This is a genomic window from Flavobacterium sp. KS-LB2 (assembly GCF_036895565.1).
Taxonomy (GTDB): Bacteria; Bacteroidota; Bacteroidia; order Flavobacteriales; family Flavobacteriaceae; genus Flavobacterium.
The window spans coordinates 3,099,270-3,122,032 of sequence record NZ_CP145904.1 but is presented as its reverse complement, the minus strand read 5'-3'; the positions used below and the strand labels follow the sequence as shown (position 1 = coordinate 3,122,032).

Genomic DNA, 22,763 nt, shown 5'->3' with positions numbered 1-22,763 from the left:
ATATAAAATCAAATAAACAAGTTTTTAGAGAAAAATATTTTGGTAGTCAGCGGTTTGCGTTAAGGATGGGAGTGGAAATCCTTTTTATTTTTTTGTTTTAAAAAATAAAAAGATTGAGAACGGACAGCCTGACCCGCTATTTTCGGCGGGGAACGCCCAAAAAAAATCCGCCCTGTTTAGAGCGGATATAGTATTTAATGAAAGGAATTTATTTTGATAACTCCACAAAATATTTATAAAACAACGGGATAGTTTCAATTCCTTTTAGGTAATTGAAGATCCCGAAATGTTCGTTTGGCGAGTGAATGGCATCGCTGTCCAGACCAAATCCCATTAGAATAGTCTTGCTTTTCAGTTCTTTTTCGAATAACGCTACGATAGGAATACTTCCTCCTGAACGCACCGGAATTGCGGGAACGCCAAAGGTTTCGGTGTATGCCATATTTGCGGCTTTGTAGCCAATACTGTCTATTGGGGTTACGTAACCTTGTCCGCCATGATGCGGTTTTACTTTTACGGTAACGCCAGCAGGAGCAAGGCTTGTGAAGTGTTTTGTGAAAAGTTCGGTGATTTCCTCCCAATCTTGATTTGGAACCAAACGCATCGAGATTTTAGCGAAAGCTTTGCTGGCAATAACGGTTTTAGCACCTTCTCCGGTGTAACCACCCCAAATTCCGTTGACATCTAGTGTTGGTCGAATGGAGTTACGTTCGTTAGTTACATAACCTTTTTCGCCATAAACATCATTAAGGTCCAATGCTTTTTTGTAATTGTCTAAATTGAAAGGTGCTTTGGCCATTTCAGCTCTTTCTTCTAGGGATAATTCTGCTACATTATCATAGAAACCGGGAATGGTAATGTGGTTGTTTTCATCATGAAGCGAAGCAATCATTTTAGACAACACATTGATAGGATTGGCAACAGCTCCTCCGTACAATCCAGAATGCAAATCACGGTTTGGTCCCGTAACTTCTACTTCTACATAACTCAACCCACGTAATCCGGTTGTGATTGACGGTTGCTGATTAGAAATCATTCCGGTATCCGAAATTAAAATCACATCATTTTTTAGTTTTTCCTGATTGCGTTCTACAAACCAACTCAAACTTTTAGAACCAATTTCCTCTTCGCCTTCAATCATGAATTTCACGTTGCAAGGCAAAGTATTGGATTGCACCATATATTCTAATGCTTTTACGTGCATGTACATTTGGCCTTTGTCATCACAAGATCCACGGGCAAAAATAGCGCCTTCGGGATGAATTTCTGTTTTCTTGATTACGGGTTCAAAAGGTGGAGAAGTCCATAATTCCATTGGGTCTGGCGGTTGTACATCATAATGTCCGTACACTAAAACAGTAGGCAAGTTAGGATCAATGATTTTTTCACCATATACGATTGGATAACCTGGAGTATCACAAATTTCAACAAAATCGCAGCCTGCTTTTTCTAAACTGGCTTTTACGGCATCAGCTGTTTCAAAAACATCGTGAGAGTATGCGGTGTCGGCACTTACGGATGGGATTTTTAATAATTCGATTAACTCGTTGATAAAGCGGTCTTTGTGTTCTTGAACGTATGCTTTAATATTTTCCATTATTTGAATTTTGTTTATATTTCAAAAGTACAAAAAAGAGTATGAATAATTTTTATCAAAATTGTTTTGAAAATTGGAAGTTAAGTGTATCTTTGCACCCACAATTGCGCGGATATGGTGAAATTGGTAGACATGCCAGACTTAGGATCTGGTGCCGCAAGGCGTGTAGGTTCGAGTCCTATTATCCGCACTTAAACCCTAACTATTAGATAGTTAGGGTTTTTTATTTTAAAACCTGCCCAACCATTGCCCAACCGTATAGAAAAATCATTTTTATTTTGTTTTCTTTCTATGAAGATTTGGTTACGGTATAGTCGCATTCATGTAAATTCTTTTACCATTTTTACTTTTTTGACCTAATAAAAATGAAGAAGTGAAAGATGACTCTTAAAATGACATGATTACATTCATACCTTCTTTTTGAATAAGTACCAATATTGATAAATCCTTGGTCCCACAAAAACTAAACAATCAAGTTTGACTTGAAATAAATAATTTAAAATCCTACATTTAGACCTTTAAACAAAAAATCAATAATGTCAGACGAACAAAAGAAACTCTTAGAAACCCAATTATGGGCGATTGCCAATATCCTAAGAGGTAAAATATCAGCCAATCAATTTCAAGATTACATACTAGGTTTTATTTTTTACAAATACCTTTCGGAAAAATTAGAAAAAAAAGCAAATGAGTTTCTGAAAACGGATGGAATTCGATTTAGTGAAATAGAGGAAAACAGTACTGATGGAAAAGAAATTTTAGAAGCGTTAAAAGAAGCCACTGTCGATGCCTTAGGTTATTTTCTGAAACCTTCGGAGCTGTTTTCAAACATAGCCAAAAAAGGAAATGCAAAGGTTATTAATCAAGATGATGAAGAGCAAATTCAAAGCACTTTTATTCTAGAGGACTTAGCCAATGTATTGAATTCTATCGAAAAAAGTACCATGGGTTCTGAGAGTCAAGACGATTTTGACAACTTATTCTATGATATTGATTTAAACTCTACTAAAATTGGTCGTACGACTAAAGACCGTAACGATGTCATTGTAAAAATACTTACGGCCCTTGACGAAATTGATTTTGATCTTGATAATACCGAAGGTGATGTTTTGGGTGATGCGTATGAGTATTTGATTGCAAAATTTGCAGAAGGTGCCGGACAAAAAGCAGGTGAGTTTTACACGCCGCAACAAGTATCGAGTATCTTGGCGAAAATTGTGACTACTCGCAAAAGCAAGTTAAAATCAGTTTATGACCCAACATGTGGTAGCGGATCGCTGTTGCTTCGTGTAGCGCGTGAAGTAGAAGAAGTAGGGCATTTTTACGGACAAGAACAAAACCGTACGACTTACAACTTAGCGCGAATGAACATGATTTTACACGATGTCAATTATCATAAGTTCGATATTAAAAACGAAGACACGCTCGAAAAACCACAACACTTAGATTTTAAGTTTGATGCCATTGTAGCTAATCCTCCTTTCTCGGCAAAGTGGTCTGCAAATCCTATTTTTACCAATGACGAGCGATTCTCGCAATACGGCAGACTGGCACCAGGAACCAAAGCTGATTTTGCTTTTATCCAACACATGGTGCATCAGTTAGACGATAGTGGTATTATGGCGTGTATTGCGCCGCATGGCGTATTGTTCCGAGGTGCTGCCGAAGGACATATCAGGAAATATTTAATTGAAGATTGCAACTACATTGATGCCATTATTGGTTTGCCGTCTAACTTGTTTTATGGCACGAGTATTCCAACCTGTATTTTGGTTTTAAAGAAATGCAAAGAAACGCCCGAAAACATATTGTTTATTGATGCCAGTAACGATTTTGAAAAAGTAAAAAATCAAAATGTATTACGTGAATTCGATATTGATAAAATTATTGAAACCTACCAAAATAGGACTATAATAGACAAATACTCTAACGTGGCAACGCTCGAAGAAGTAAAAGCCAACGATTATAATTTAAATATTCCTCGCTACGTAAATACGTTTGAGGAAGCAGAAAGTATAGATATTAACGCCATTGCTGATAAATTACAAGCAGTCGACAATAAAATGGCAGCAGTTGAAAATACAATTGCATCATTTTGTGCAGAGTTAAATATTAAAACTCCTTTTTAGTATGGAAACGTTACAACCAAAATTAAGGTTTCCTGAGTTTGATGGAAATTGGTATAGAAAATTATTTAAGGAAACTTGTCAAGTCAATCCATCAAATAAAAAACTACCTACAAAATTTATTTACATAGATTTAGAGAGTGTTAATGATGGCTTGTTATCTAAAGAAAATGAAATATTACTTGATGATGCGCCTAGCAGAGCTCAACGACTTTTAGCAAAAGAAGATGTTTTATTTCAAATGGTTAGGCCATATCAAAAAAACAACTTATATTTTGATAAAGATGGAGATTATGTAGCATCAACAGGATATGCTCAATTAAGAGCAAATGCAAGTTCCAAATTTCTTTTTCAATATTTACACAATCAAAAATTTGTTGATAAAGTAATTGAGAAATGTACTGGTTCAAATTATCCGTCAATAAATTCAACAGATTTAGCAAATATATTTGTCGTTTTTCCCGAAAATAATGAACAAACCCGCATCGCCAATTTCCTTTCATCAGTAGATGAAAAACTAAACCTTTTAAAAGAAAAACGCGCCCTTTTAGAAGAATACAAAAAAGGCATCATGCAAAAAATCTTCAATCAAGAAATCAGGTTTAAAGATGATAATGGAGAGGATTTTGGGGAGTGGGAGAATGTTGTTTTAGGTAATGTTAGTGATGTCAGAGATGGTACTCACGATAGCCCAAAATATGTAGACAATGGATATCCCCTAATTACTTCAAAAAATCTAAATTCAAATGGAAAACTTGATTTCAATAATGTAGAATTTATTAGTCAAATAGACTTTGATAAAATTAACAAAAGGTCTAAAGTAGATATTGGTGATATTATTTTTGGAATGATTGGTACAATTGGAAATCCTGTATTATTAAAATCTGATGAATTTGCTATTAAAAATGTTGCATTAATAAAAGAAAAGCAAGTTTTAAAGAACAGTTTTTTAATACACTTTTTAAATTCGAGTTTAATTCTAAACCAATTCAAAAAAGAGAATGTTGGTGGAACACAAAAGTTTCTATCATTAGGTATAATAAGAAATTTAGATATTTTATTACCATCAATTGAAGAACAAACCAAAATCGCTAATTTCCTTTCGGCAATTGATGAAAAAATAGAGTTAGTATCCAATCAAATACAAGACACCCAAGAATATAAAAAAGGGTTGTTACAGCAAATGTTTGTGTAAATAAAACCACCATGGAAAATAAAAAAATTATCGATTACATTATTTTAGAAATGGAATCAAAAGAGCTTCTTGTATTTGAGGTTTTAAACAAGATTAAAGAAGGATATCTTCCATTAGGAGGAATTTCATTGGCTGTAGATTCTGGAAAATTGTCAGTTTTTAAACATTTTGCTCAGGCTATGGTTAAATATGCGGATGAATAAATGATATCCTAATCTTAATTAATGCTACAAGCATCAACTAATTGTTAGTAAAAGCCTTTGTTGTGGTTCAAATTAATGATAATCAATAATGTAGTTAAGTGAAAAAAATTGATGAAACAACCATTTATTTAAAAATATGGAAGTAAAAAAAACATATAATATTTATTGTGACGAAAGTACACATATAGAAAATGATGGGCAGCCCTATATGATATTAGCATATATAAGTACGCCTTACCATTTGTTGCAAATGCACAATAAAAATATTCGTGAAATGAAAATGGAGCATTTTTATCGTGGCGAAATGAAATGGAGTTCCATATCAAAGTCACAATACCCATTTTATAATAAATTAATTGATTATTTTTTTAGTAATGACGAATTAAATTTTAGAGCAATTGTTATTGATAAATCGCAATTAAATCACAAAAAATACAATCAAGATCATAATACGTTTTATGATAAGATGTACTATCAATTGCTCAACAAAAAAATATATCCAGATTTTCACTACAATATTTATTTAGATATAAAAGATACAAATTCTTACGTCAAGGCAAGAAGCTTGAAAAAATACCTAGAAAGAGATTATAATAATATTAGAAATTTACAAATTATCCGTTCCTATGAAAGTGAATTAATGCAACTTTCTGATGTTCTAATGGGAGCTATCAATTATAAATTAAGAGGTTTAAATAAAGTAACTGCCAAAAATAATATTATTGAAAAAATTGAAAAATTGCGCTGCAAACCATTAACAATGCAAACAAAAGAAGCTGAAACAAAATTCAATTTATTTTTTATCGATTTGAAAAATGGCAACTAATTATATAAAAAGGTACAAAGCATTACTTGAATTAAATCATCTCAATGAATACGACAGAAGAGTTTCCTTAAAAGCTATTTTTGATCGAGATATTGCTGATAATGATAATTTTAATTTTAACGCAAAAATTATAAGACCTTTAAAAAAAGAAGATGTAATTGATGTAGAATCTTTATTTAAACATCTTACCTATAAAACAGAAAATGAAACGGATAACAAAGGTAAAATAATCAAAACTAGAGATTGCTTTGATTTTGAACGATCAAAAAGATTGCATTGGATATTACCTCACGTAGAGAATAAAATTCCAGATGAAATACAAGTTTTTAGTGCTAATAATAGAGTGAAAAATAAAGATGTAATTCGTACTTATATCCATAATGTTCAGGAGAATTATATTATCATTTTAGAACCACAGAGAAGTGGGCAAGATTATTATTTTATTACCGCTTATTATTTAGAAAAGAAATATGGAGGTTTAAATATGATAAAGAATAAGTATAAAAATAGGCTTGATAAAGTGTATTAAACCGCAAAATCCGGTACACATCGGGGCGTATCGGATTTCGTAATTCAATTCTCCTAGTGTGGTAGAATGAACAGTGCAAATATATAAAAATAAAGCCATAGTTTTAAACATATTAACTAAGTTATTAACATTTTTTATAAATGACATCACAATCCGAATTAATTTTAGAACAAAACATAGTCAATCAGTTAGCAGCTAATGGGTACGATAAAGTAACTATTAAAGATGAAAATGATTTACTAGTCAATCTCAAAAAGCAATTAGAAAAACACAATAAAAAAGTATTTTCGGATAATGATTTTAAGCAGATACTGAATCATTTAACCAAGTCTAATAATGTTTTTGAAAAAGCTTTATTGCTTCGCGATAAGTTTGCTTTCAAAAATGATAATAACGAACTGGTTTATGTGGAGTTCTTAAATATGGATTTTTGGTGTCAGAATGAGTACCAAGTAACTAATCAAATCACGGTTGAAGGAACCTATAAAAACCGTTATGATGTAACGATTTTAATTAATGGTTTGCCCTTGGTGCAAATAGAATTAAAGAAAACAGGTTTAGAACTGAAAGAAGCCTACAACCAAATCAACCGCTACCAAAAACATTCTTTTTCAGCCAATACAGGTCTGTTTAATTATGTGCAGTTATTTGTAATCAGTAACGGAGTAAACACTAAATACTTCAGCAATTTTGGAAACAAAAAACCGGATTACAAACAAACCTTCTTTTGGACCGACGAAAATAACAAACGTATTTCTAAACTAGAGGATTTCGCTAATACCTTTTTAGAGAAATGTCATTTGTCTAAAATGATCACGAAATACACTGTATTGCACGATTCTGATAAAATGTTGATGGTATTACGTCCGTATCAATTTAATGCCGTAGAACGCATTATTGATAAGGTAAAAAATAGCAATCACAACGGTTATATATGGCACACTACAGGATCGGGTAAAACCTTAACGTCGTTCAAAGCCAGTCAAATATTATCCCAATTACCAAAGGTAGATAAGGTAGTTTTTTGTGTAGACAGACAAGATTTAGATTACCAAACCGCCAAAGAATTCAATGCCTTTAAACCCGATTGTATTGATCCAACCAATAACACGGCCAATTTAGTACGTCAGTTTAAAGACGGCAATAGTAAGTTGATTGTTACGACGATTCAAAAATTATACAATGCTATTACGAGAGAACACCATCTTAAAACAATGGATGATCTCAAAAATAAAAAGATAGTTTTTATTTTTGATGAATGCCACCGCTCTCAATTTGGAGACACGCATAAAAAGATTACCCAATATTTTGAAAACTATCAAATGTTTGGGTTTACCGGTACACCTATTTTTGCTGAAAATGCCTCGTCTAAAAACAAGCAAAACCAAACAACTGCAAGCTTATTTGGTGAGCAATTGCATAGTTATGTCATTACCGATGCGATAAAAGATGAAAATGTATTGCGTTTCTCTGTTGAGTATGTAGGGAAGTATAAAGAGCGTGCGAATTCTCAAAACGAAATTGACATTGAAGTCGAGGCGATAGACACCCAAGAATTGTTAGAAAGCAAAGATCGTATCGAAAAAATTACTAATTATATTATTCAGCAGCATCCAATTAAAACACAGAACAAAACCTTTACGGCTATGTTTTGCGTGAGTAGCGTAGATATGTTGATTAAGTATTATGATTTGTTCCTCAAACTAAAACAGGAAGGCAAGCATGATTTAAATATGGCTACAATTTTCAGTTTCGGTGCCAATGACGAAATGATTAGTGACACAGACGATTATGATAGTAAAGATTTTAATGAAGTAGCAGAAAGGGAAGAGGTATATAATGCCTATCATAAAAGAGATAAACTCGAAAGTTATATTGAAGAATATAATAAAACATTTAAAACCAGTTGGACTACAAAAGACAGTCAGTCCTTTTATAATTATTACAAGGACATAGCACAACGAGTACGTACCAAACAAGTAGATATTTTGTTTGTGGTTAATATGTTCCTCACAGGATTTGATAGTAAATCATTGAATACTTTGTTTGTAGATAAAAATTTAAAGTACCATGGTTTAATTCAAGCCTATTCCAGAACCAACAGAATTTTGGGTGATAAAAAATCACAGGGAAATATTGTTGTTTTTAGAAATCTGAAGAAAGCCACTGATGATGCTATTGCTTTATTTTCAGATAAAAAGGCCAAAGAAATAATCATTTTAAAACCATACGAAAGTTACGTTCAAGAAATTAATGAAGCCTATGCTAGTTTAATAGCAATTACTCCAACTTTCGAATCGGTTGATGATTTATATACCGAAGATGAAGAACTGGAATTTGTAAAAGCATTTCGTGAAATCATTAGGTTAAAAAACATAATTGCTTCATTTGTAGATTTCAAATTTGATGATATTGCTTTAGGCGAACAAGAATTTGAAAATTATAAATCCAAATACTTAGAGTTATCAGATAAAGGTAAAAAAGAAAAAACCTCCATACTTAACGAAGTCGATTTTGAACTGGAGTTGATTCATCGCGATGATATTACAGTAACCTATATTTTAGGATTGTTAGCCAAGTTAAAAGCAACAAACCCAGCGGAAAAAGAACGCAGACAAAAGGAAATATTAGATCTTGTTGCGGGTGATGTTAAACTACGTAGCAAACGAGAATTGATAGAACGTTTCATTGAAGAAAACTTGCCGGCACTAGATGATATGTCTATTGAAGAGGGTTATACTGCTTTTATGATTGAAGAGCAGGAGAAAGCTTTTAACAAGTTTGTAGCCGATGAAAAATTGAATGCGGACAAACTTAAAAAACTAACCGAAGATTTTTTATTTACCCAACGAATCCCTAGCAAACAAGAAGTAGTGGAAGTACTGGAAAATCAACCCTCTATTTTACAAAGAGCAAAAGTTGGAGATACTATTTTGAGTAAGTTCTTGAATTTTATCGACACCTTTTTTAATGATTAATACTTTCAGTACTGAATTATGAAGGTATCTACAGAAAGTAGAAAATTAATACAAGCAATGCTATTGTTTTTTCATTTCAAAAATCGCTTTTTAATTCATTCAATTTACCCTCCACATCGCTCAATTTTGAATGAACGTTTTGCATACTACTATCGTAATTTTCAATGCTTACATCACTTATTTCACTATACAAATCGTCTAATGCGACCTCTAAATTTTTAGTTTTTTCTTCTATTTCATAAATCTTTATTTGCAAATCAGCACTTTCAATTTTGGATGCTTTTAATTTCTCCTCCGATATTGAGTTTTCTGTTTTCCTATATCTTTTTCTATCGTATTCTATGTGTTCGGAAATTGTATAATATCCAAATATCATAAAATAAGAAGCAATAAACACAGCAATCATTTTATCTGTATTTATACCTTCAAATAATGAAGTCTTAACACTTGCTATAATAAACACAATAACACAAAAAACAACGCAAAAATTATATTTAAAATCATCAAGAAAAATATAATCTATTTTTAATATTTTTCTAAAAACAATATAATGATAAACGACTAAACAACTAAATACAATTAAGGGAAGGAAATAAAATCTTTTTTTGTCTGAAAGTGTTTCTGTATAATAGACACCATGAATTTCTTCTCTTTTAATAAAACTTCTTATTCGATAAGTGATAAAAACATCACAAGATTTTACAAGATAACTTAAGAAAAAAACAAATAATGAGGTTATGAAAAATAAAGGAAATAAAAAGAAAATAAAAGTCAAAACATCTTTAGTCATATTACTGTCCTCTAAATTAAACAAATATAATTACACTTTTTTCAATCAGTAATAACAAGCAGTCAAAGTTCCCGCAGCTAAAAGAAGTGACAATGTTCGTAACCGATATTTTTCGGCTAGCACTAAATTTCTTGCGAAACGTATATGTGATGTAGCCACTTAATTTGCCATTTCTTGTTATTGCTGTTGTAGCTAGTTTCTCTTATCTAATAAAGTTTTCAGTTAAGATTTTTCCATCAACAGTTGATTGCCATTTAAGTGAACTAGAAGTTAATTCCGTTATAGTAAACGTTGCAACCTCTAATCCTGGGTCTGCAGAATCCCAAGTTATTTTTAATGTATTTCCTGTTTTCTGCCAAGTTCCATTTTCGTTAAAATCCTGACCATTATTTCCTTGGCCTAAATAAGTAAAGGAAACTTTATTGTCTGAAGTAAATGTAATAGGAGTATTATCAGGAACACCAGAGTTGGTCCCATTAAATGTACTCGAAACACCATTCCATTTTCCAATAATCAAATCAGCATTTTGTGTGTTATCGTTATCATCTTTTGAACAAGAGTAACTTACAATACTCAAAATTGTAACGATTGCTAAAATAAATTTTTTTTTCATAGTTTATAATTTTTCCGATTACTTCACTCGAAGTTTAAAGGCGTCGAAATGGAATTTTTAGTTAGTTTTTGCCCGCCATTTTTATTTATTACTATTCTTTTGAAATTACCTACAGCGTCTCGCAGCTTGCAGAAGTGGCGGATTAAGGAAGCCTAAACTTTCGTTTAAACACTGGACTTTGCAAGTACAAAACCAACTTTAAATTGAGCCCAAAACCCGCCATTTTTGCAAACTGCTGTTAGCCGTTCGTGCTTATTTTACTAATCGAATTGCTTTTACTGGCCAAGTTGAATTTTCATTATCATTTTCAACATCATATATTTCTATTTTGCCTTTATCTTTTAGTACATTAATCTGTGCGTATGTTGGACCAAATGAATAACCTTTACTTGCAAGAACATTTGTAACAAAAGATTTAAGTCCGATAAAAGTCAGATTTTTATATTTTAAAGATTCTTCTGCTCTAATAAGTTCTTTTAATAAAGTTTCTTCGGATATTATTTCATAATCATTGTCAAGTTTTTCAGTTAAGTCAATTTTACCAACTATTTTTATGTTGGTTGCTAATTCTTCCGTTCTTGGTTGCAAGGATGTAATATTTTCACTCGAAGTTTTGATCATTGCTTCTTGCTCTTCAACAGAGAATCTAAAATCGTCTATTTTGTCTTCTGCTTTTAGAATTATATCTTTTATTTCTGCATGAAGTTTGATTGCAGTATCTAAATCGGGTTTAATAAACAAATTATTATGTGCTACTTTATTTCTTAATTGAAAAAGTTGTTTCCATTTACTGTCAAAACTAAAAGTTTGGAAATGTTGTTTAAAAAATCGGTTGTAATTTCCGTCTAAATCTTGTTGCAGTTTTTGAAGTTCTTCTGTTGAGCTAATTGATAGAATTTTATCTGTTAAATTTTCAGGTTTATTGAATCCTAACTTATGTTTATAAATTATTTCACCCAAATCATTAAAATCAATTAAGGTCATATCAGTTTCAACAATTTTAGAAAAAACATTTTCATTATCTTGTCGCATTTTGGTCTTTTCAATTACCTTATCAGGAACAGCTTGTTTCCACCAATCAAGTCCTACTTTTTGGGTAAAAAATTTAGCTAAATATCTTCTTAATATATTTTCTAACTCGTTTATTAATGGATATATTTTATTTGAAATTTCTGTAGAAATATCATCGGTTAGAATTCTTATGTGTTCAAATCGTAGTCTACTTTTTAAATGTACAACAAGTAAATATCTAAATTTCTCTAATTTTTCAAAATCACTTGATACTATTTTTAATATAAATGCTGCTTCGTACAAGTTATAAAGAACAGAACTTGTATCGACAGGTTTTATTTTTAAAGTCAAATTTTTGTCTTTAATAAATTTTTTCCCGTTATCTTCAACTTCTTCTGGATTTTCCCATAATTTTTCAGTTGACAAAAGTCCGTATAATAAACTCTTTGGTGACTGAATTTCACTGCTTCCACTTGGATCGATTATCAATAATTCAAATGTAAATTCTTTTTTCATATGTTTTTTTTATACGGTTTTTAGGCATGACGGCTAACTTCTGTATGGGTCTTATAAAATCAGACCTATCACCCCAATTTAGGGTAGATAGTTCTTACTAGAGTCATAATTTATCCATTATCACATATATACTGAGTATCTTATTAATCCGAAATGAATTTTTAATTTACTGAGTACTTTTGATGCCTAATTATCAAATGTGACATGCAAGATTACAACCACAAAACAAAGTAAATCTTATCAATCAACTTTTGCAATACCCACTTTTAGTGATATTTAGAATTAAATAAGTTTTCAAATGTCGAACATGTAGCTCAAATAATGAGTCTATTCCAAAACAAAGCTTTAGAACACGCACTTGCTACACATGTTGATCAAAGGTGGTACATATAAAAAATTGTAGATAGCTGCGTGGTGGAGGTGGTATACAGTTTTTTCGCGCCAACCGGCCCAAAGGAAAACACGATTGCAAAAGGCAGGGGGGTGTAAATTAGCGATGATGGTCCAGAGTTTTTGCCTTTTTACTCACTGATTGCGAACGTCTCACTCACGTACTACTATGGGAGTGCAGTCCTATCAAGAACACATTGTGCGTGTGTAACTTGCTGATAAGGTATGAATTGTGTGCGGTGCATACATGATATTTCCCGACATGTTCCCGATATTGTGGTCCATGTGCCTATTCTGCTCGTGATATTTACAACTTGACAACTGGAGTGCAGTAAATTAAACTCATGAAAGGACAAATTGACCAGAACCCAGTTTTTCCCTCCTTGAACGTTCGTGTGTATGTTTCGGAAAGTGAGAGACAATCTTCCTATTCATCAAACTAAGACTTATGCATGTGTTGTTGGTTTAGTTCTTGTTATTATATATATAATTTATATTATATTATTTTATAATACAAGAAATTGACAAATAATCTTTTGAATACTAGTGCAGTTATTTTTTTTCGTACCAAAGACGAATACGATATGCAAAGCTTTCGTGCACTATTACTCATTTACTCAATCTTCATAATTAAAAGTTTTATATTACTAAACCTTTATTCATTCCATCTAGAAAGGCGTTAGTAATATCGCTATTACTTTGTATCATGTCATCAGCATTATTGAATCCTAGTATTTTTGCTACACTATCAGAGCTGTAATAGATTTGATTTGTTGTTTTGTCTTTTTTAATATTTACTTCTATTCCTTGAATGTAATCAATGTAGTAATCGTATTGTGTATCTGAGTTTATCAATTTCATCTGTTTGTTGTTTATATTCCTAATTGATTTAATATGTTTATTTGTTGTGGTTGGTAGATCCTTTTTTGTTTTATTGTTCTATTACTATTTTCATTCCTGATATTGTGCGCAATCTCTTTTATTTGGGTTTCAAAATTTGATTCAAACCAGATTTTTGTTAAATACCGCCTTTTGATTTGTTCAAAGATCCTTTTGTCTGTATTGTAGTAGTATTTTAGTCCTGTATGAGAGAGTAGAGTACTGTTTTCTTTTTGCATCGAAATATTCAAACCAGTCACCTTGCAAACCCATTGATTTTTAATTTCAATTATAGTATCGTTATGGGTGCATATTCCCCTATTATATAACTGTGAATCTGCACCCTTTTTGATATTGTCTTTAGGTAGTGATATTGCACCCTTTTTTAGTATTTCAAGTTTGTCATAAATGATTTGTCGCAATTGATTTTTTAAATTAATAGGCACTTTGTTTATTAGTTTATAGTATGCGGTTTTGTTCTTACTAAAACTATTGCGGTTTGATCCGTTGTTTATCTTGTACCATTCCATTGGATTATTAAACTTTGATATTTTAGTTTGTTCCTTTCGATTAAGAGTATTAAAATCGGTTTCACAATCTAAAATTAAAGTGTCTTCAAATTCAACTATTAAACTATTTACAAAAGCAAAATATACATTTACATGCAATAGATCAGTTAAATTATACACGCCCAGTTTATTAATAAACCTACTTTTTTTACTTTTCACTTCAAATCTGAATGTGTTTATATCTGAGTACTTCGGAAATTGTAAACCTTTGGCATACGCCTTGATTATTTTGTATTGATTTGCAGTTCCATATTTGGTAACTGAATAACTTTTTTTACTGTATGACAGTCCCGTATCTGTTTTAAATTCATTTTTTGAGTGATATATTATATATGTTATTAAGTTTCTTATATCAATTGGCGAAATTATATTTAGACCGTATTCGATATTGATAACCTTGAATACTTCTAAATCTAAATTTAAGGCGTTTTTAACCTCGCATATAACTGCAATACAATCAATAATTTTAAAGTCGTTTGCATTGTGTACATTGTCGTTGGAATAGTAATGAGGTTTAAAAAGTATATCTAATTTATTAGAGTAAAAACAAAAATAAATTCCTTTGTATTGTTTTATTTTCTTTGTGTTTATAACCTCTTTATCAAATATATTTATTTTGTCGATATCACTATGCCAGTCCAATAATTCATGATTAAATAGATAATCAATTTGAGTTGTATTAGTAGTTTCTAATTTTAGTAAATCAATCATTTTTCACTACATTTGATATGTTTCTGCATTGCCTGTTGAAACGAACTTTTGAACAAAGTATAAACGAGAGCCTGAACAACTCTCGTTTTTTGTATCTTTTAGTTTGTGTTATAGGAGCTAAGTATGTTTTGAAGTATTTGTATTGGAATCAGATTCTTAAACGTTTAGGGGTTTAAGACTTGCCTCTACTTCGGATCGTAAAAAGTAAACTCGCCCAGAGATTCCGAGAGGTTTTAGTTTTCCTGATTTTTGCCAATTGGAAACGGTACTTATGTCAACACTGAACATTTTCGCCACGTCTGATCGGGTTAAATATTCCTTTGGTTGGATTGGTGCGAAATGTTTTAAAAATTCCTGTAACTGGATTTTTATGCCCTCGTTAATTTGTTGTTGTAGTTCCTGAGGAGTTGTTTGGATAAATTGAACTTGTGCCATATCTAATGCTTTAAAATTATTGATGTGGCAAAGGTTTCAATACGGTTGTACTGTTTAAAGTCTGAAATTGTACTTTTTGCAGTCTGTTATTTATTCTGAAGTTTAAACCAGTCTAACGAATTTGAATAATGTTTTAATCTGTTAGGGTTTTGAGTTATATTTAATGTTTTTATTTGAAAACTTTCAACATTGTATACCTTAGTAAACCATTCTACAAATGGAAAGGGTTTTTGGATAATATAATTATCATTGTACATTTTCCAATAATAAAAACTAATGTCGTTTATACGCCCCCTATTTTCTGTGATGTGATTGTTTAAAATGTATTCAAACAATTTGAAACTGCCATTAATAAACATATTAGGGTGTTTGTTTTCGGTGGCAGGTTCTGTATGATGTGTTTTGGTTTCGAGATAGGTTAGTTTTGATTCTAAAAAATCTATTATTTTAAATGAACTCAGATTATGTTTTTTTGCAAACTCTAAAAAATCCAGATCTCCATTTTTGTCTAATTCACCTTGTACATTTTTATGAAAAAAATTTACTGAGAATTCATTACTAACCTCGATTGCTGAAATATCTATAATGCCGGAATAAAATTTTTTTATTTCTTCACTTGCAAATATAAATTCGTCATGGTCTTCATATTTTAATAGAAATTTTTCTAACAAAATCGGGTAATTTTCTTGGTATTCATTTAGAGTATAACTATTTGAAATTCTCATTTTTATTTGCCTGTATTGCTTGAATTAATTTGAACTTTTGAACTTGAGTTTATTTAAGTATAACTGTCTTGTTCTTATTTTTTTGCTTAGTCTTTTGAACTTTACTTGTGATTTTTTGGCCGTTTTACGAGCCTCAAAATCTTATATTTCTTTTTTATTCATTTGTACCGTTAGGTAATAATACCATTTTAGCTGGTTTATCTTTGTTGATTTCTTCATAAAATTTCATAAATAAATCAGCATTTGTGTCTTTATCCTCTCGCTGGTTGATGTACGTTAAAAACAAACTTTCCTTACTGTGGCCCGTTATACCAATTAACACTGCAGTAGGGATCTTTTTATAGTAATTGCTAGCAAATGAACGTCTAAAACAATGGGAGGCAATTAACTCGTATTTAGGATAGTCCCCTAATTCCTTTCGGTTTGTTTCTGTATTTAGTTTTGTTCCTTTTACTATTTCAACTATTCCAGATAGTTTACAAATCACCTTTGCATATTCGTTTAGTTTTTGGTGTGGGATTTTTTTAGGGAAGTGGTTTTCTATTATTTGAACAACATGAGGTGCAATAATACCAATTGTAACACTCTTATTTGTTTTTTGTTGTATGAGATCGATATAGTAGTTTTTACCATTATAACGAATGTTGTCGGCTGTAATTTCTAGTAAATCCCCACCACGTTGCCCAATCTCACAACCTAATAAGATCCAATTTCGAATATTGTTCAAACTTTCGGGGGTAATAGAAAGGTTTTTAGTTAGTTCGGGATTTTCTTTTTTGAATTGGTTGAGGTATTCAATGTTTGATAAATCTAGATTTTTGATTTGTTCCAATTCAGCAAAAGATAAGGTTTGAATATAACGGTCTTTTTCACTTTCTCTAAAATGTTGAATTATTTTTGAGTAGGGAGTTATCTGTATGTCATTTTTTTCTGCATCAATACAAACAGTTTTAAGGATTTCCAATTGTTTACCAGCGTAATTAGTAGAATATTTTTTTTCATTAATTAGCCAATTGGTAAACTTGTCAACAAAAGGTTTTGTAACCTCAATAAATTGAATTTGTTTTTTAATCTTTTTTTGGTATTCTAAAATGATGTTTTTGAAAAGATTGTAGTTTTTGATTGTGCTGGGACTCAAACCAATTTTGTTTTTTACTTTACGAGTGTTTGCATTATCGATTATGTATTGAATATGATTTGTAATTATTCCAATATCGGTTTTTACAACTCTACTAAAGCAATCATTGATTTTTAACTCTAACCAATTGGAGTCAATCAAAATTCCTTTTCCCAAATCGATATTTAGATTTTTAGATACAAATGAATCTAGTTTCTTTAGGTCGCTAGATAATATTTTATTTTCAGGGTTGGTTTGTTTGGGCAGTCCTGTTGTTGCGCTCCAATCTTTTGGATGGATTGAAAAACCTGTACTTACTTCAAATACATTGTTTCGGTCTATTGATAGACGTATTTTTATAGAAACATTTTTATTTGCCTTGCTTCTTAATCTAAATTGTATTGTTGCCATTTTTTGAATTTTTGAACTTTGAACAATTCAAAAGTAATTAATTTTTAAATACATTTCACAAAGTTGCCCAACCATTGCCCAACCATTTTAAGATTTCGTTCTATTTTATTCTATTATTTTCTACTCTTAATTAAGCTGATGAAACCTTCTTAAGTGTTGAAATTATTGAATTTTAAGGTTGTTATTGTACAGTTTTCAGATGTTTAGTGTTTTGGCTGAATAGAATGTCTTGGCGTGTAGGTTCGAGTCCTATTATCCGCACAAAAAAAAGCTTCTCAATTTGAGAAGCTTTTTTTGTTTATTCTATAAATTCGATAAGAATTTTGAAATTTCAATAACACTCTTTTCATCTTTTAAAGAAAGGTTATTCTTTTTTAAGTAAACTGCAATCTCTTCTTTTTTCTCCGGAAAGAGATCTTGAAGTTCTTTCTTGTTTTTTGGCATCATAACAGCCGTTTCGTTTTTTAAACTCAAATAATACTCGTCATTTGCTTTTACATATCGAGCGGAAGTAGCAGGTGAATAGGAATTAATAGCTTCTTTTCCTTTTTGCAAATTAATTTTATCTCTTCTATACAAGGCAACTTCATTATTACTGTATAATAGTACGAGATAACCATTTACATCCCCATCTTTAGTTTTATAATTTGTAAGTTTAATTTTATCCGTAAATGGAATGATAGTGATGGTATTAAAAGGTTCTTTTTTCATTAGTGAGAAAATTTCCTTTTTTTCATTTTGTACTTCTATCATGTCCGTCATCGCATTATAACGTACCATAATCTGTTGAGGAATGCCAGCTACCTCAGCTAATCTAAATTCATCAACTAAGTATTCTGATCCTTCTATTTTTGTCATGTCTTTTTTATTCAAAACGTCGTTTCTGAATAAAGCTCCAGAGGAAGTAGGATCCATCGTGTCCATTAGTCGTTGTGCATTAGCTGTAAATGCCATAAAAGACAATAATAATGTGTTTAGCAATAATTTTTTCATAGTTTTTAATTTTTATTAGTTAGATTTATTTATCCACGTATTTATTTTCATCTCTAATAGTGCCAATGGCATTACTCCAGATTCTAATACTTTTTCATGGAATTTTTTAATATCAAATTTTGTACCCATTTTAGTTTCCGCTTTTTTACGAAGTTCTATAATCTTTAATTGTCCAATTTTATAAGACAATGCTTGTCCTGGAATGGCCATATAACGCTCTATTTCAGGAATAATACTGGCTTCACTTTCGGCTTCGTTGGCTAACGAATATTTAATGGCTTGCTCTCTAGTCCAGCCTTTGGAGTGCAATCCAGTGTCAACTACTAATCGGACAGCGCGGTGCATTTCATTGCCTAACATTCCAAAATACTGATACGGATCTTGATACAATCCAAGTTCTTTTCCTAGACTTTCGGTGTACAAAGCCCAGCCTTCGCCATAGGCACCAAACCAATTGAATTTTCTGAAGTCAGGCAAACTCTCATTTTCTTGTTGCAAAGAGATTTGAAAGTGATGTCCCGGAATCGCTTCATGCAAAAACAAATCTTCATCACCATACATATTATAATTTGCTACATCTGGAATTGGTACATAAAAAATTCCCGGACGAGATCCATCTGCAGTTCCTTGATTGTATTCAGCACTTGCGGTTTGTTCTCTAAAAGCTTCTGTTCTTCTAATTTCAAATTTCGTTTTGGGTTGCAGTGCGAATAATTTATCTACATTCGGTTTGATGCGCGTATAAATGTTTTGAAAATTGGCAATCACTTCCTCGGGTTTTGTAAATGGTTTCAATTCTTTTTTATTTCGAACTTCTTCAAAGAATTCTAATAATGTGCCTTTAAAGCCAACTTGAGTTTTTACCTTTTCCATTTCGGCAGTTAATCGCGCTACTTCTTTCAATCCTAATTCGTGAATTTGCTCAGGTGTCATGTCAGTAGTCGTCCATTGTTTTACATAGGTAGCATATACTTCTTTTCCAAAAGGCAAACTGCCAATACCGCTAGTAGTTCTTGAGGCAGGAAGATATTCCTTGGTCAAAAAATCGGCCATTTTCTTGTACTGTGGAATTAATTTGTTAGCAATGGTAGCGGTGTATTTTGCCGTTAAATCTTTTTTGATGCTTTCAGGAAACGACTCTGGCATTAATTTTATCGATGAGTAAAATAAATTGTCTTCAATATTTGGAGTAGCCATTTCTGCAAATTGTGGAATTAACTTTACGGTTAATGCTTTTGGTAATACGACTCCTTTTGTCATTCCTTTTTTCATGTACACCATTGCCGAATCAATCCATACAGCGTATTTATCCATTCTTTTGAGGAAATTAGTATAGTCTTTTTCTGTTTTAAAAGGCTGTGCGCTGGTTCCTCCTGCAAACTGCCCCATAGTAAGATGTGTTCCCCAAAATTGATGAACAGGAATTAGGTTCGTAGGTTGTTTCAACAAGTCTTTACCAATCTCAACTTCCCATTTAATGATTTCATAACTGTTTTTTTCTTCTTCAGATAAGGCTTCTTTATCAACCGTATTTAAGGCTGTTTGGTATTTGTCAAAAAAAGCTTCTTGAGACTTTCGGTAGCTGTCAGTCATTTCAAACTGTAATTGGTCATTGTATTCATTTTGACCACTTTGAGTGGCGTCCAAAGGACTCATCGCATTTTTATCATCAAAATAGTTTTTGGTGATACTGCTGAAATCTTGCTTTTTATCTTCCGATTTGCAGTTAACCAAAAATAAAGAGGTGATTAAAGTAAAAAGAAGAGTGGTTATTTTTTTCATAATATAAATTTGGTGTTTGATTAAGCTAATTTATTGATTTTTTTTAATATCTATTGTAAGATTAGTCATTCGTTTAGGAATGCCATTTATTTTATGTCATAAAATTTAGTTAACGCACCACTGGGATTCTTGTTTTATAATCATTTCTGTTAAATTTACTATTCTAATAATTTACATCTAAATGAGAAAAAAATCCTTTTTTATTTTGTTAGCCATCGGGAATATGCTAACAATTGAAGCTCAAGAGAAAAAAGAAAACACTATTATGAATCCATTTTTTCAAGCTTACGACACGCCCTTTAATGTGCCGCCTTTCGACAAAATTAAAAATGAACATTTTAAACCCGCTATTTTAGAGGGAATCAGTAAACATCAAGCGGAGATTGATGCTATTGCAGATAATACGCAGCCTGCCACTTTTGAAAATACGATTCTTGCCATGGAAAATGCAGGAGAATTATTGTCGAATGTGAATACGGTTTTTTCTAATTTGAATTCGGCGAACACTAACAAAGAGATTCAGAATATTGCTAAAGAAATGGCGCCGAATCTTTCTGCACACCGAGATAATATTTACTTGAACGAGAAATTATTCGCCAAAGTAAAATCGCTTTGGGACAAAAAAGAAACATTGGGCTTGAATTTAGAACAAACTAAAATTTTAGATAATGCCTACAAAGATTTCGTTCGAAGTGGAGCGAATTTATCAAATGCTGACAAAGAAATATTACGCAAAATAAACGGAGATCTTTCGCTAACCAGTTTAAAATACGGTCAGAATATTTTGGCGGAGACTAATTCATACGAGTTAGTTATTGATTCCAAAAAAGATTTGGCCGGATTGCCACAGGGATTAATCGATGCTGCAGCTGTTGATGCTAAAGCAAAAGGTAAAGAAGGAAAATGGGTTTTTACCCTTTCCAATTCTAGTGTGATGCCGTTTTTGCAATACAGTTCCAATAGAGAATTGCGTAAGCAAATTTGGAATGCGTACCAAACCAGAGGCAACCATGATGATGCTTTTGATAACAAGAAGAATGCAGTAGATTTAGCCAATCTTCGTGGGCAAAAAGCTCGATTGTTAGGTTTTAAATCGCACTCTAATTATGTTTTGGAAGAATCGATGGCTAAAACACCTGAAAATGTAAATAAGCTGTTGAATGATTTGTGGAAACCAGCTTTGGAAATAGCCAAAACAGAAGCCGCTGATATTCAGAAAATGATGGCTAAAGAAGGAATTAAAGGCGCGGTACAACCGTATGACTGGAGGTATTACACGGAGAAAATCAGAAAAGAACGTTTTGATCTTGACGAAGAAGAATTGAAACCATATTTCAGTTTACATAATGTTAGAAAAGGTGTTTTTCAAGTAACCGAAAAATTATACGGAATACAATTTAAAGCGTTGACTAATGTTCCAAAATACCACGAAGATGCAACCGTTTGGGAGATTTTAGAAAAAGATGGATCTCATATTGGGGTTTTATACATGGATTTTCATCCGCGTGAATCGAAACGTGGCGGTGCTTGGATGACCTCATACAGAAGTCAGAAAACGGTAGATGGCAAACGTGTTGCTCCGGTAGTTTCTATCGTTTGTAATTTTACGAAACCATCAGCAACCGCTCCTGCACTTTTGACTTTTGATGAAGTGACAACTTTTTTCCATGAATTTGGACATTCTCTACACGGATTATTATCGAATGTGACGTATAAAAGTTTAGCAGGAACTAGTGTTCCAAGAGATTTCGTAGAACTTCCTTCTCAAATTATGGAGAATTGGGCGGCTGAACCAGAAGTTTTAAAAATGTATGCGAAGCATTATAAAACAGGTGAAGTGATTCCGGAAACGCTAGTGAATAAATTGAAGAAAGCAGGTACTTTTGACCAAGGTTTTACCACAACCGAATATCTTGCAGCTTCTTTATTGGATTTAGAATACCATTCTCAAACCAAAGATATTACTGTTGATGCAAACGCTTTCGAAAAAGCTGCAATGACAAAAATTGGTTTAATTTCTTCTATTATTCCAAGATACCGTAGTACGTATTTCAGCCATATATTCTCAGGAGGATATTCTTCTGGATATTACAGCTACATCTGGTCAGGTGTTTTAGATACGGATGCTTTTGAAGCGTTCAAAACAACTACTTTGTTTAATCCAGAAAAAGCAAAATTATTCCGTGAGAATGTTTTGGAAAAAGGAGGAACCGAAGATCCGATGGTTTTGTACAAACGTTTCCGTGGTGCCGAGCCAAGTATCGAACCGCTATTGAGAAAACGTGGTCTGGACAAAAAAGCAGAACCGCTTAAAAAAATGAAAGGATAATTATAATTTTCTTCTAAAACAAAAACCCTACAACATAA

Annotated in this window: 18 protein-coding genes and 1 tRNA gene; 8 read left to right on the top strand and 11 right to left on the bottom strand. The window is 31.9% G+C overall.

Features of this window, described 5'->3' with window-relative positions; genetic code table 11:
- Positions 1–208 precede the first annotated feature (208 nt).
- On the bottom strand, positions 209–1,597 hold the full coding sequence (locus tag V5J73_RS13355; RefSeq protein ID WP_338646475.1) for a dipeptidase: 1,389 nt from the start codon (positions 1,595–1,597) through the stop codon (positions 209–211).
- Between the two features lie 108 nt (positions 1,598–1,705).
- On the opposite strand from V5J73_RS13355, the gene V5J73_RS13350 reads away from it, so the two are divergent.
- The 7 genes from V5J73_RS13350 (at position 1,706) to V5J73_RS13320 (ending at position 9,454) form a co-directional block, all read left to right on the top strand.
- Positions 1,706–1,787, top strand: a tRNA-Leu gene (locus tag V5J73_RS13350).
- 346 nt (positions 1,788–2,133) lie between these two features.
- Positions 2,134–3,726 carry a type I restriction-modification system subunit M gene (locus V5J73_RS13345; RefSeq protein WP_338646474.1) on the top strand — a complete coding sequence of 531 codons (1,593 nt, stop codon included), beginning with the start codon at positions 2,134–2,136 and terminating at the stop codon, positions 3,724–3,726.
- A 1-nt stretch (position 3,727) separates the two neighbouring features.
- Complete coding sequence (locus V5J73_RS13340; protein ID WP_338646473.1) at positions 3,728–4,918, top strand: restriction endonuclease subunit S; 1,191 nt, start codon at positions 3,728–3,730, stop codon at positions 4,916–4,918.
- 11 nt (positions 4,919–4,929) lie between these two features.
- Positions 4,930–5,121 carry a hypothetical protein gene (locus tag V5J73_RS13335; protein ID WP_338646472.1) on the top strand — a complete coding sequence of 64 codons (192 nt, stop codon included), beginning with the start codon at positions 4,930–4,932 and terminating at the stop codon, positions 5,119–5,121.
- A gap of 136 nt (positions 5,122–5,257) precedes the next feature.
- A complete protein-coding gene (locus tag V5J73_RS13330) occupies positions 5,258–5,947 on the top strand; it encodes a DUF3800 domain-containing protein (RefSeq protein ID WP_131480014.1) in 690 nt (229 codons plus the stop codon).
- On the top strand, positions 5,937–6,476 hold the full coding sequence (locus V5J73_RS13325; protein WP_338646471.1) for a hypothetical protein: 540 nt from the start codon (positions 5,937–5,939) through the stop codon (positions 6,474–6,476). The genes V5J73_RS13330 and V5J73_RS13325 overlap by 11 nt, the downstream gene beginning before the upstream one ends.
- A gap of 140 nt (positions 6,477–6,616) precedes the next feature.
- On the top strand, positions 6,617–9,454 hold the full coding sequence (locus V5J73_RS13320) for a type I restriction endonuclease subunit R (RefSeq protein ID WP_338646470.1): 2,838 nt from the start codon (positions 6,617–6,619) through the stop codon (positions 9,452–9,454).
- Positions 9,455–9,530: 76 nt separating this feature from the next.
- Here V5J73_RS13320 and V5J73_RS13315 read toward each other — a convergent pair whose 3' ends face one another.
- From V5J73_RS13315 to V5J73_RS13270, 10 genes are all read right to left on the bottom strand, one after another.
- On the bottom strand, positions 9,531–10,244 hold the full coding sequence (locus V5J73_RS13315) for a hypothetical protein (protein ID WP_338646469.1): 714 nt from the start codon (positions 10,242–10,244) through the stop codon (positions 9,531–9,533).
- 202 nt (positions 10,245–10,446) lie between these two features.
- A complete protein-coding gene (locus V5J73_RS13310) occupies positions 10,447–10,857 on the bottom strand; it encodes a lipocalin family protein (protein WP_338646468.1) in 411 nt (136 codons plus the stop codon).
- A 252-nt stretch (positions 10,858–11,109) separates the two neighbouring features.
- On the bottom strand, positions 11,110–12,384 hold the full coding sequence (locus tag V5J73_RS13305) for a hypothetical protein (protein WP_338646467.1): 1,275 nt from the start codon (positions 12,382–12,384) through the stop codon (positions 11,110–11,112).
- A gap of 1,029 nt (positions 12,385–13,413) precedes the next feature.
- A complete protein-coding gene (locus V5J73_RS13300; RefSeq protein ID WP_338646466.1) occupies positions 13,414–13,635 on the bottom strand; it encodes a hypothetical protein in 222 nt (73 codons plus the stop codon).
- A gap of 11 nt (positions 13,636–13,646) precedes the next feature.
- The gene (locus V5J73_RS13295) at positions 13,647–14,933 is read right to left on the bottom strand and encodes a hypothetical protein (RefSeq protein WP_338646465.1); all 1,287 of its coding nucleotides are present in this window, start codon (positions 14,931–14,933) and stop codon (positions 13,647–13,649) included.
- A 156-nt stretch (positions 14,934–15,089) separates the two neighbouring features.
- Entirely contained in the window at positions 15,090–15,368 is a 279-nt protein-coding gene (locus tag V5J73_RS13290; RefSeq protein ID WP_131480035.1) for a helix-turn-helix domain-containing protein, read from the bottom strand.
- Positions 15,369–15,454: 86 nt separating this feature from the next.
- Complete coding sequence (locus V5J73_RS13285) at positions 15,455–16,093, bottom strand: hypothetical protein (RefSeq protein ID WP_338646463.1); 639 nt, start codon at positions 16,091–16,093, stop codon at positions 15,455–15,457.
- Between the two features lie 154 nt (positions 16,094–16,247).
- The gene (locus tag V5J73_RS13280; protein ID WP_338646462.1) at positions 16,248–17,621 is read right to left on the bottom strand and encodes a phage integrase SAM-like domain-containing protein; all 1,374 of its coding nucleotides are present in this window, start codon (positions 17,619–17,621) and stop codon (positions 16,248–16,250) included.
- 303 nt (positions 17,622–17,924) lie between these two features.
- Positions 17,925–18,614, bottom strand: a complete 690-nt coding sequence (locus tag V5J73_RS13275; protein WP_338646461.1) for a hypothetical protein — start codon at positions 18,612–18,614, stop codon at positions 17,925–17,927.
- 15 nt (positions 18,615–18,629) lie between these two features.
- Positions 18,630–20,396 carry a DUF885 domain-containing protein gene (locus tag V5J73_RS13270; RefSeq protein WP_338646460.1) on the bottom strand — a complete coding sequence of 589 codons (1,767 nt, stop codon included), beginning with the start codon at positions 20,394–20,396 and terminating at the stop codon, positions 18,630–18,632.
- Positions 20,397–20,577: 181 nt separating this feature from the next.
- Here V5J73_RS13270 and V5J73_RS13265 point away from each other — a divergent pair, with 181 nt between their 5' ends.
- Positions 20,578–22,725 (top strand): M3 family metallopeptidase, encoded by a 2,148-nt coding sequence (locus tag V5J73_RS13265; RefSeq protein WP_338646459.1) that lies wholly within the window; start codon positions 20,578–20,580, stop codon positions 22,723–22,725.
- The last annotated feature ends 38 nt before the right edge of the window (positions 22,726–22,763 follow it).

Bases quoted from the DNA above. Each gene is read 5' to 3' on its own strand.
- V5J73_RS13355 (WP_338646475.1), bottom strand. From the start codon at position 1,597: ATGGAAAATATTAAAGCATACGTTCAAGAACACAAAGACCGCTTTATC.
- V5J73_RS13345 (WP_338646474.1), top strand. From the start codon at position 2,134: ATGTCAGACGAACAAAAGAAACTCTTAGAAACCCAATTATGGGCGATT.
- V5J73_RS13340 (WP_338646473.1), top strand. From the start codon at position 3,728: ATGGAAACGTTACAACCAAAATTAAGGTTTCCTGAGTTTGATGGAAAT.
- V5J73_RS13335 (WP_338646472.1), top strand. From the start codon at position 4,930: ATGGAAAATAAAAAAATTATCGATTACATTATTTTAGAAATGGAATCA.
- V5J73_RS13330 (WP_131480014.1), top strand. From the start codon at position 5,258: ATGGAAGTAAAAAAAACATATAATATTTATTGTGACGAAAGTACACAT.
- V5J73_RS13325 (WP_338646471.1), top strand. From the start codon at position 5,937: ATGGCAACTAATTATATAAAAAGGTACAAAGCATTACTTGAATTAAAT.
- V5J73_RS13320 (WP_338646470.1), top strand. From the start codon at position 6,617: ATGACATCACAATCCGAATTAATTTTAGAACAAAACATAGTCAATCAG.
- V5J73_RS13315 (WP_338646469.1), bottom strand. From the start codon at position 10,244: ATGACTAAAGATGTTTTGACTTTTATTTTCTTTTTATTTCCTTTATTT.
- V5J73_RS13310 (WP_338646468.1), bottom strand. From the start codon at position 10,857: ATGAAAAAAAAATTTATTTTAGCAATCGTTACAATTTTGAGTATTGTA.
- V5J73_RS13305 (WP_338646467.1), bottom strand. From the start codon at position 12,384: ATGAAAAAAGAATTTACATTTGAATTATTGATAATCGATCCAAGTGGA.
- V5J73_RS13300 (WP_338646466.1), bottom strand. From the start codon at position 13,635: ATGAAATTGATAAACTCAGATACACAATACGATTACTACATTGATTAC.
- V5J73_RS13295 (WP_338646465.1), bottom strand. From the start codon at position 14,933: ATGATTGATTTACTAAAATTAGAAACTACTAATACAACTCAAATTGAT.
- V5J73_RS13290 (WP_131480035.1), bottom strand. From the start codon at position 15,368: ATGGCACAAGTTCAATTTATCCAAACAACTCCTCAGGAACTACAACAA.
- V5J73_RS13285 (WP_338646463.1), bottom strand. From the start codon at position 16,093: ATGAGAATTTCAAATAGTTATACTCTAAATGAATACCAAGAAAATTAC.
- V5J73_RS13280 (WP_338646462.1), bottom strand. From the start codon at position 17,621: ATGGCAACAATACAATTTAGATTAAGAAGCAAGGCAAATAAAAATGTT.
- V5J73_RS13275 (WP_338646461.1), bottom strand. From the start codon at position 18,614: ATGAAAAAATTATTGCTAAACACATTATTATTGTCTTTTATGGCATTT.
- V5J73_RS13270 (WP_338646460.1), bottom strand. From the start codon at position 20,396: ATGAAAAAAATAACCACTCTTCTTTTTACTTTAATCACCTCTTTATTT.
- V5J73_RS13265 (WP_338646459.1), top strand. From the start codon at position 20,578: ATGAGAAAAAAATCCTTTTTTATTTTGTTAGCCATCGGGAATATGCTA.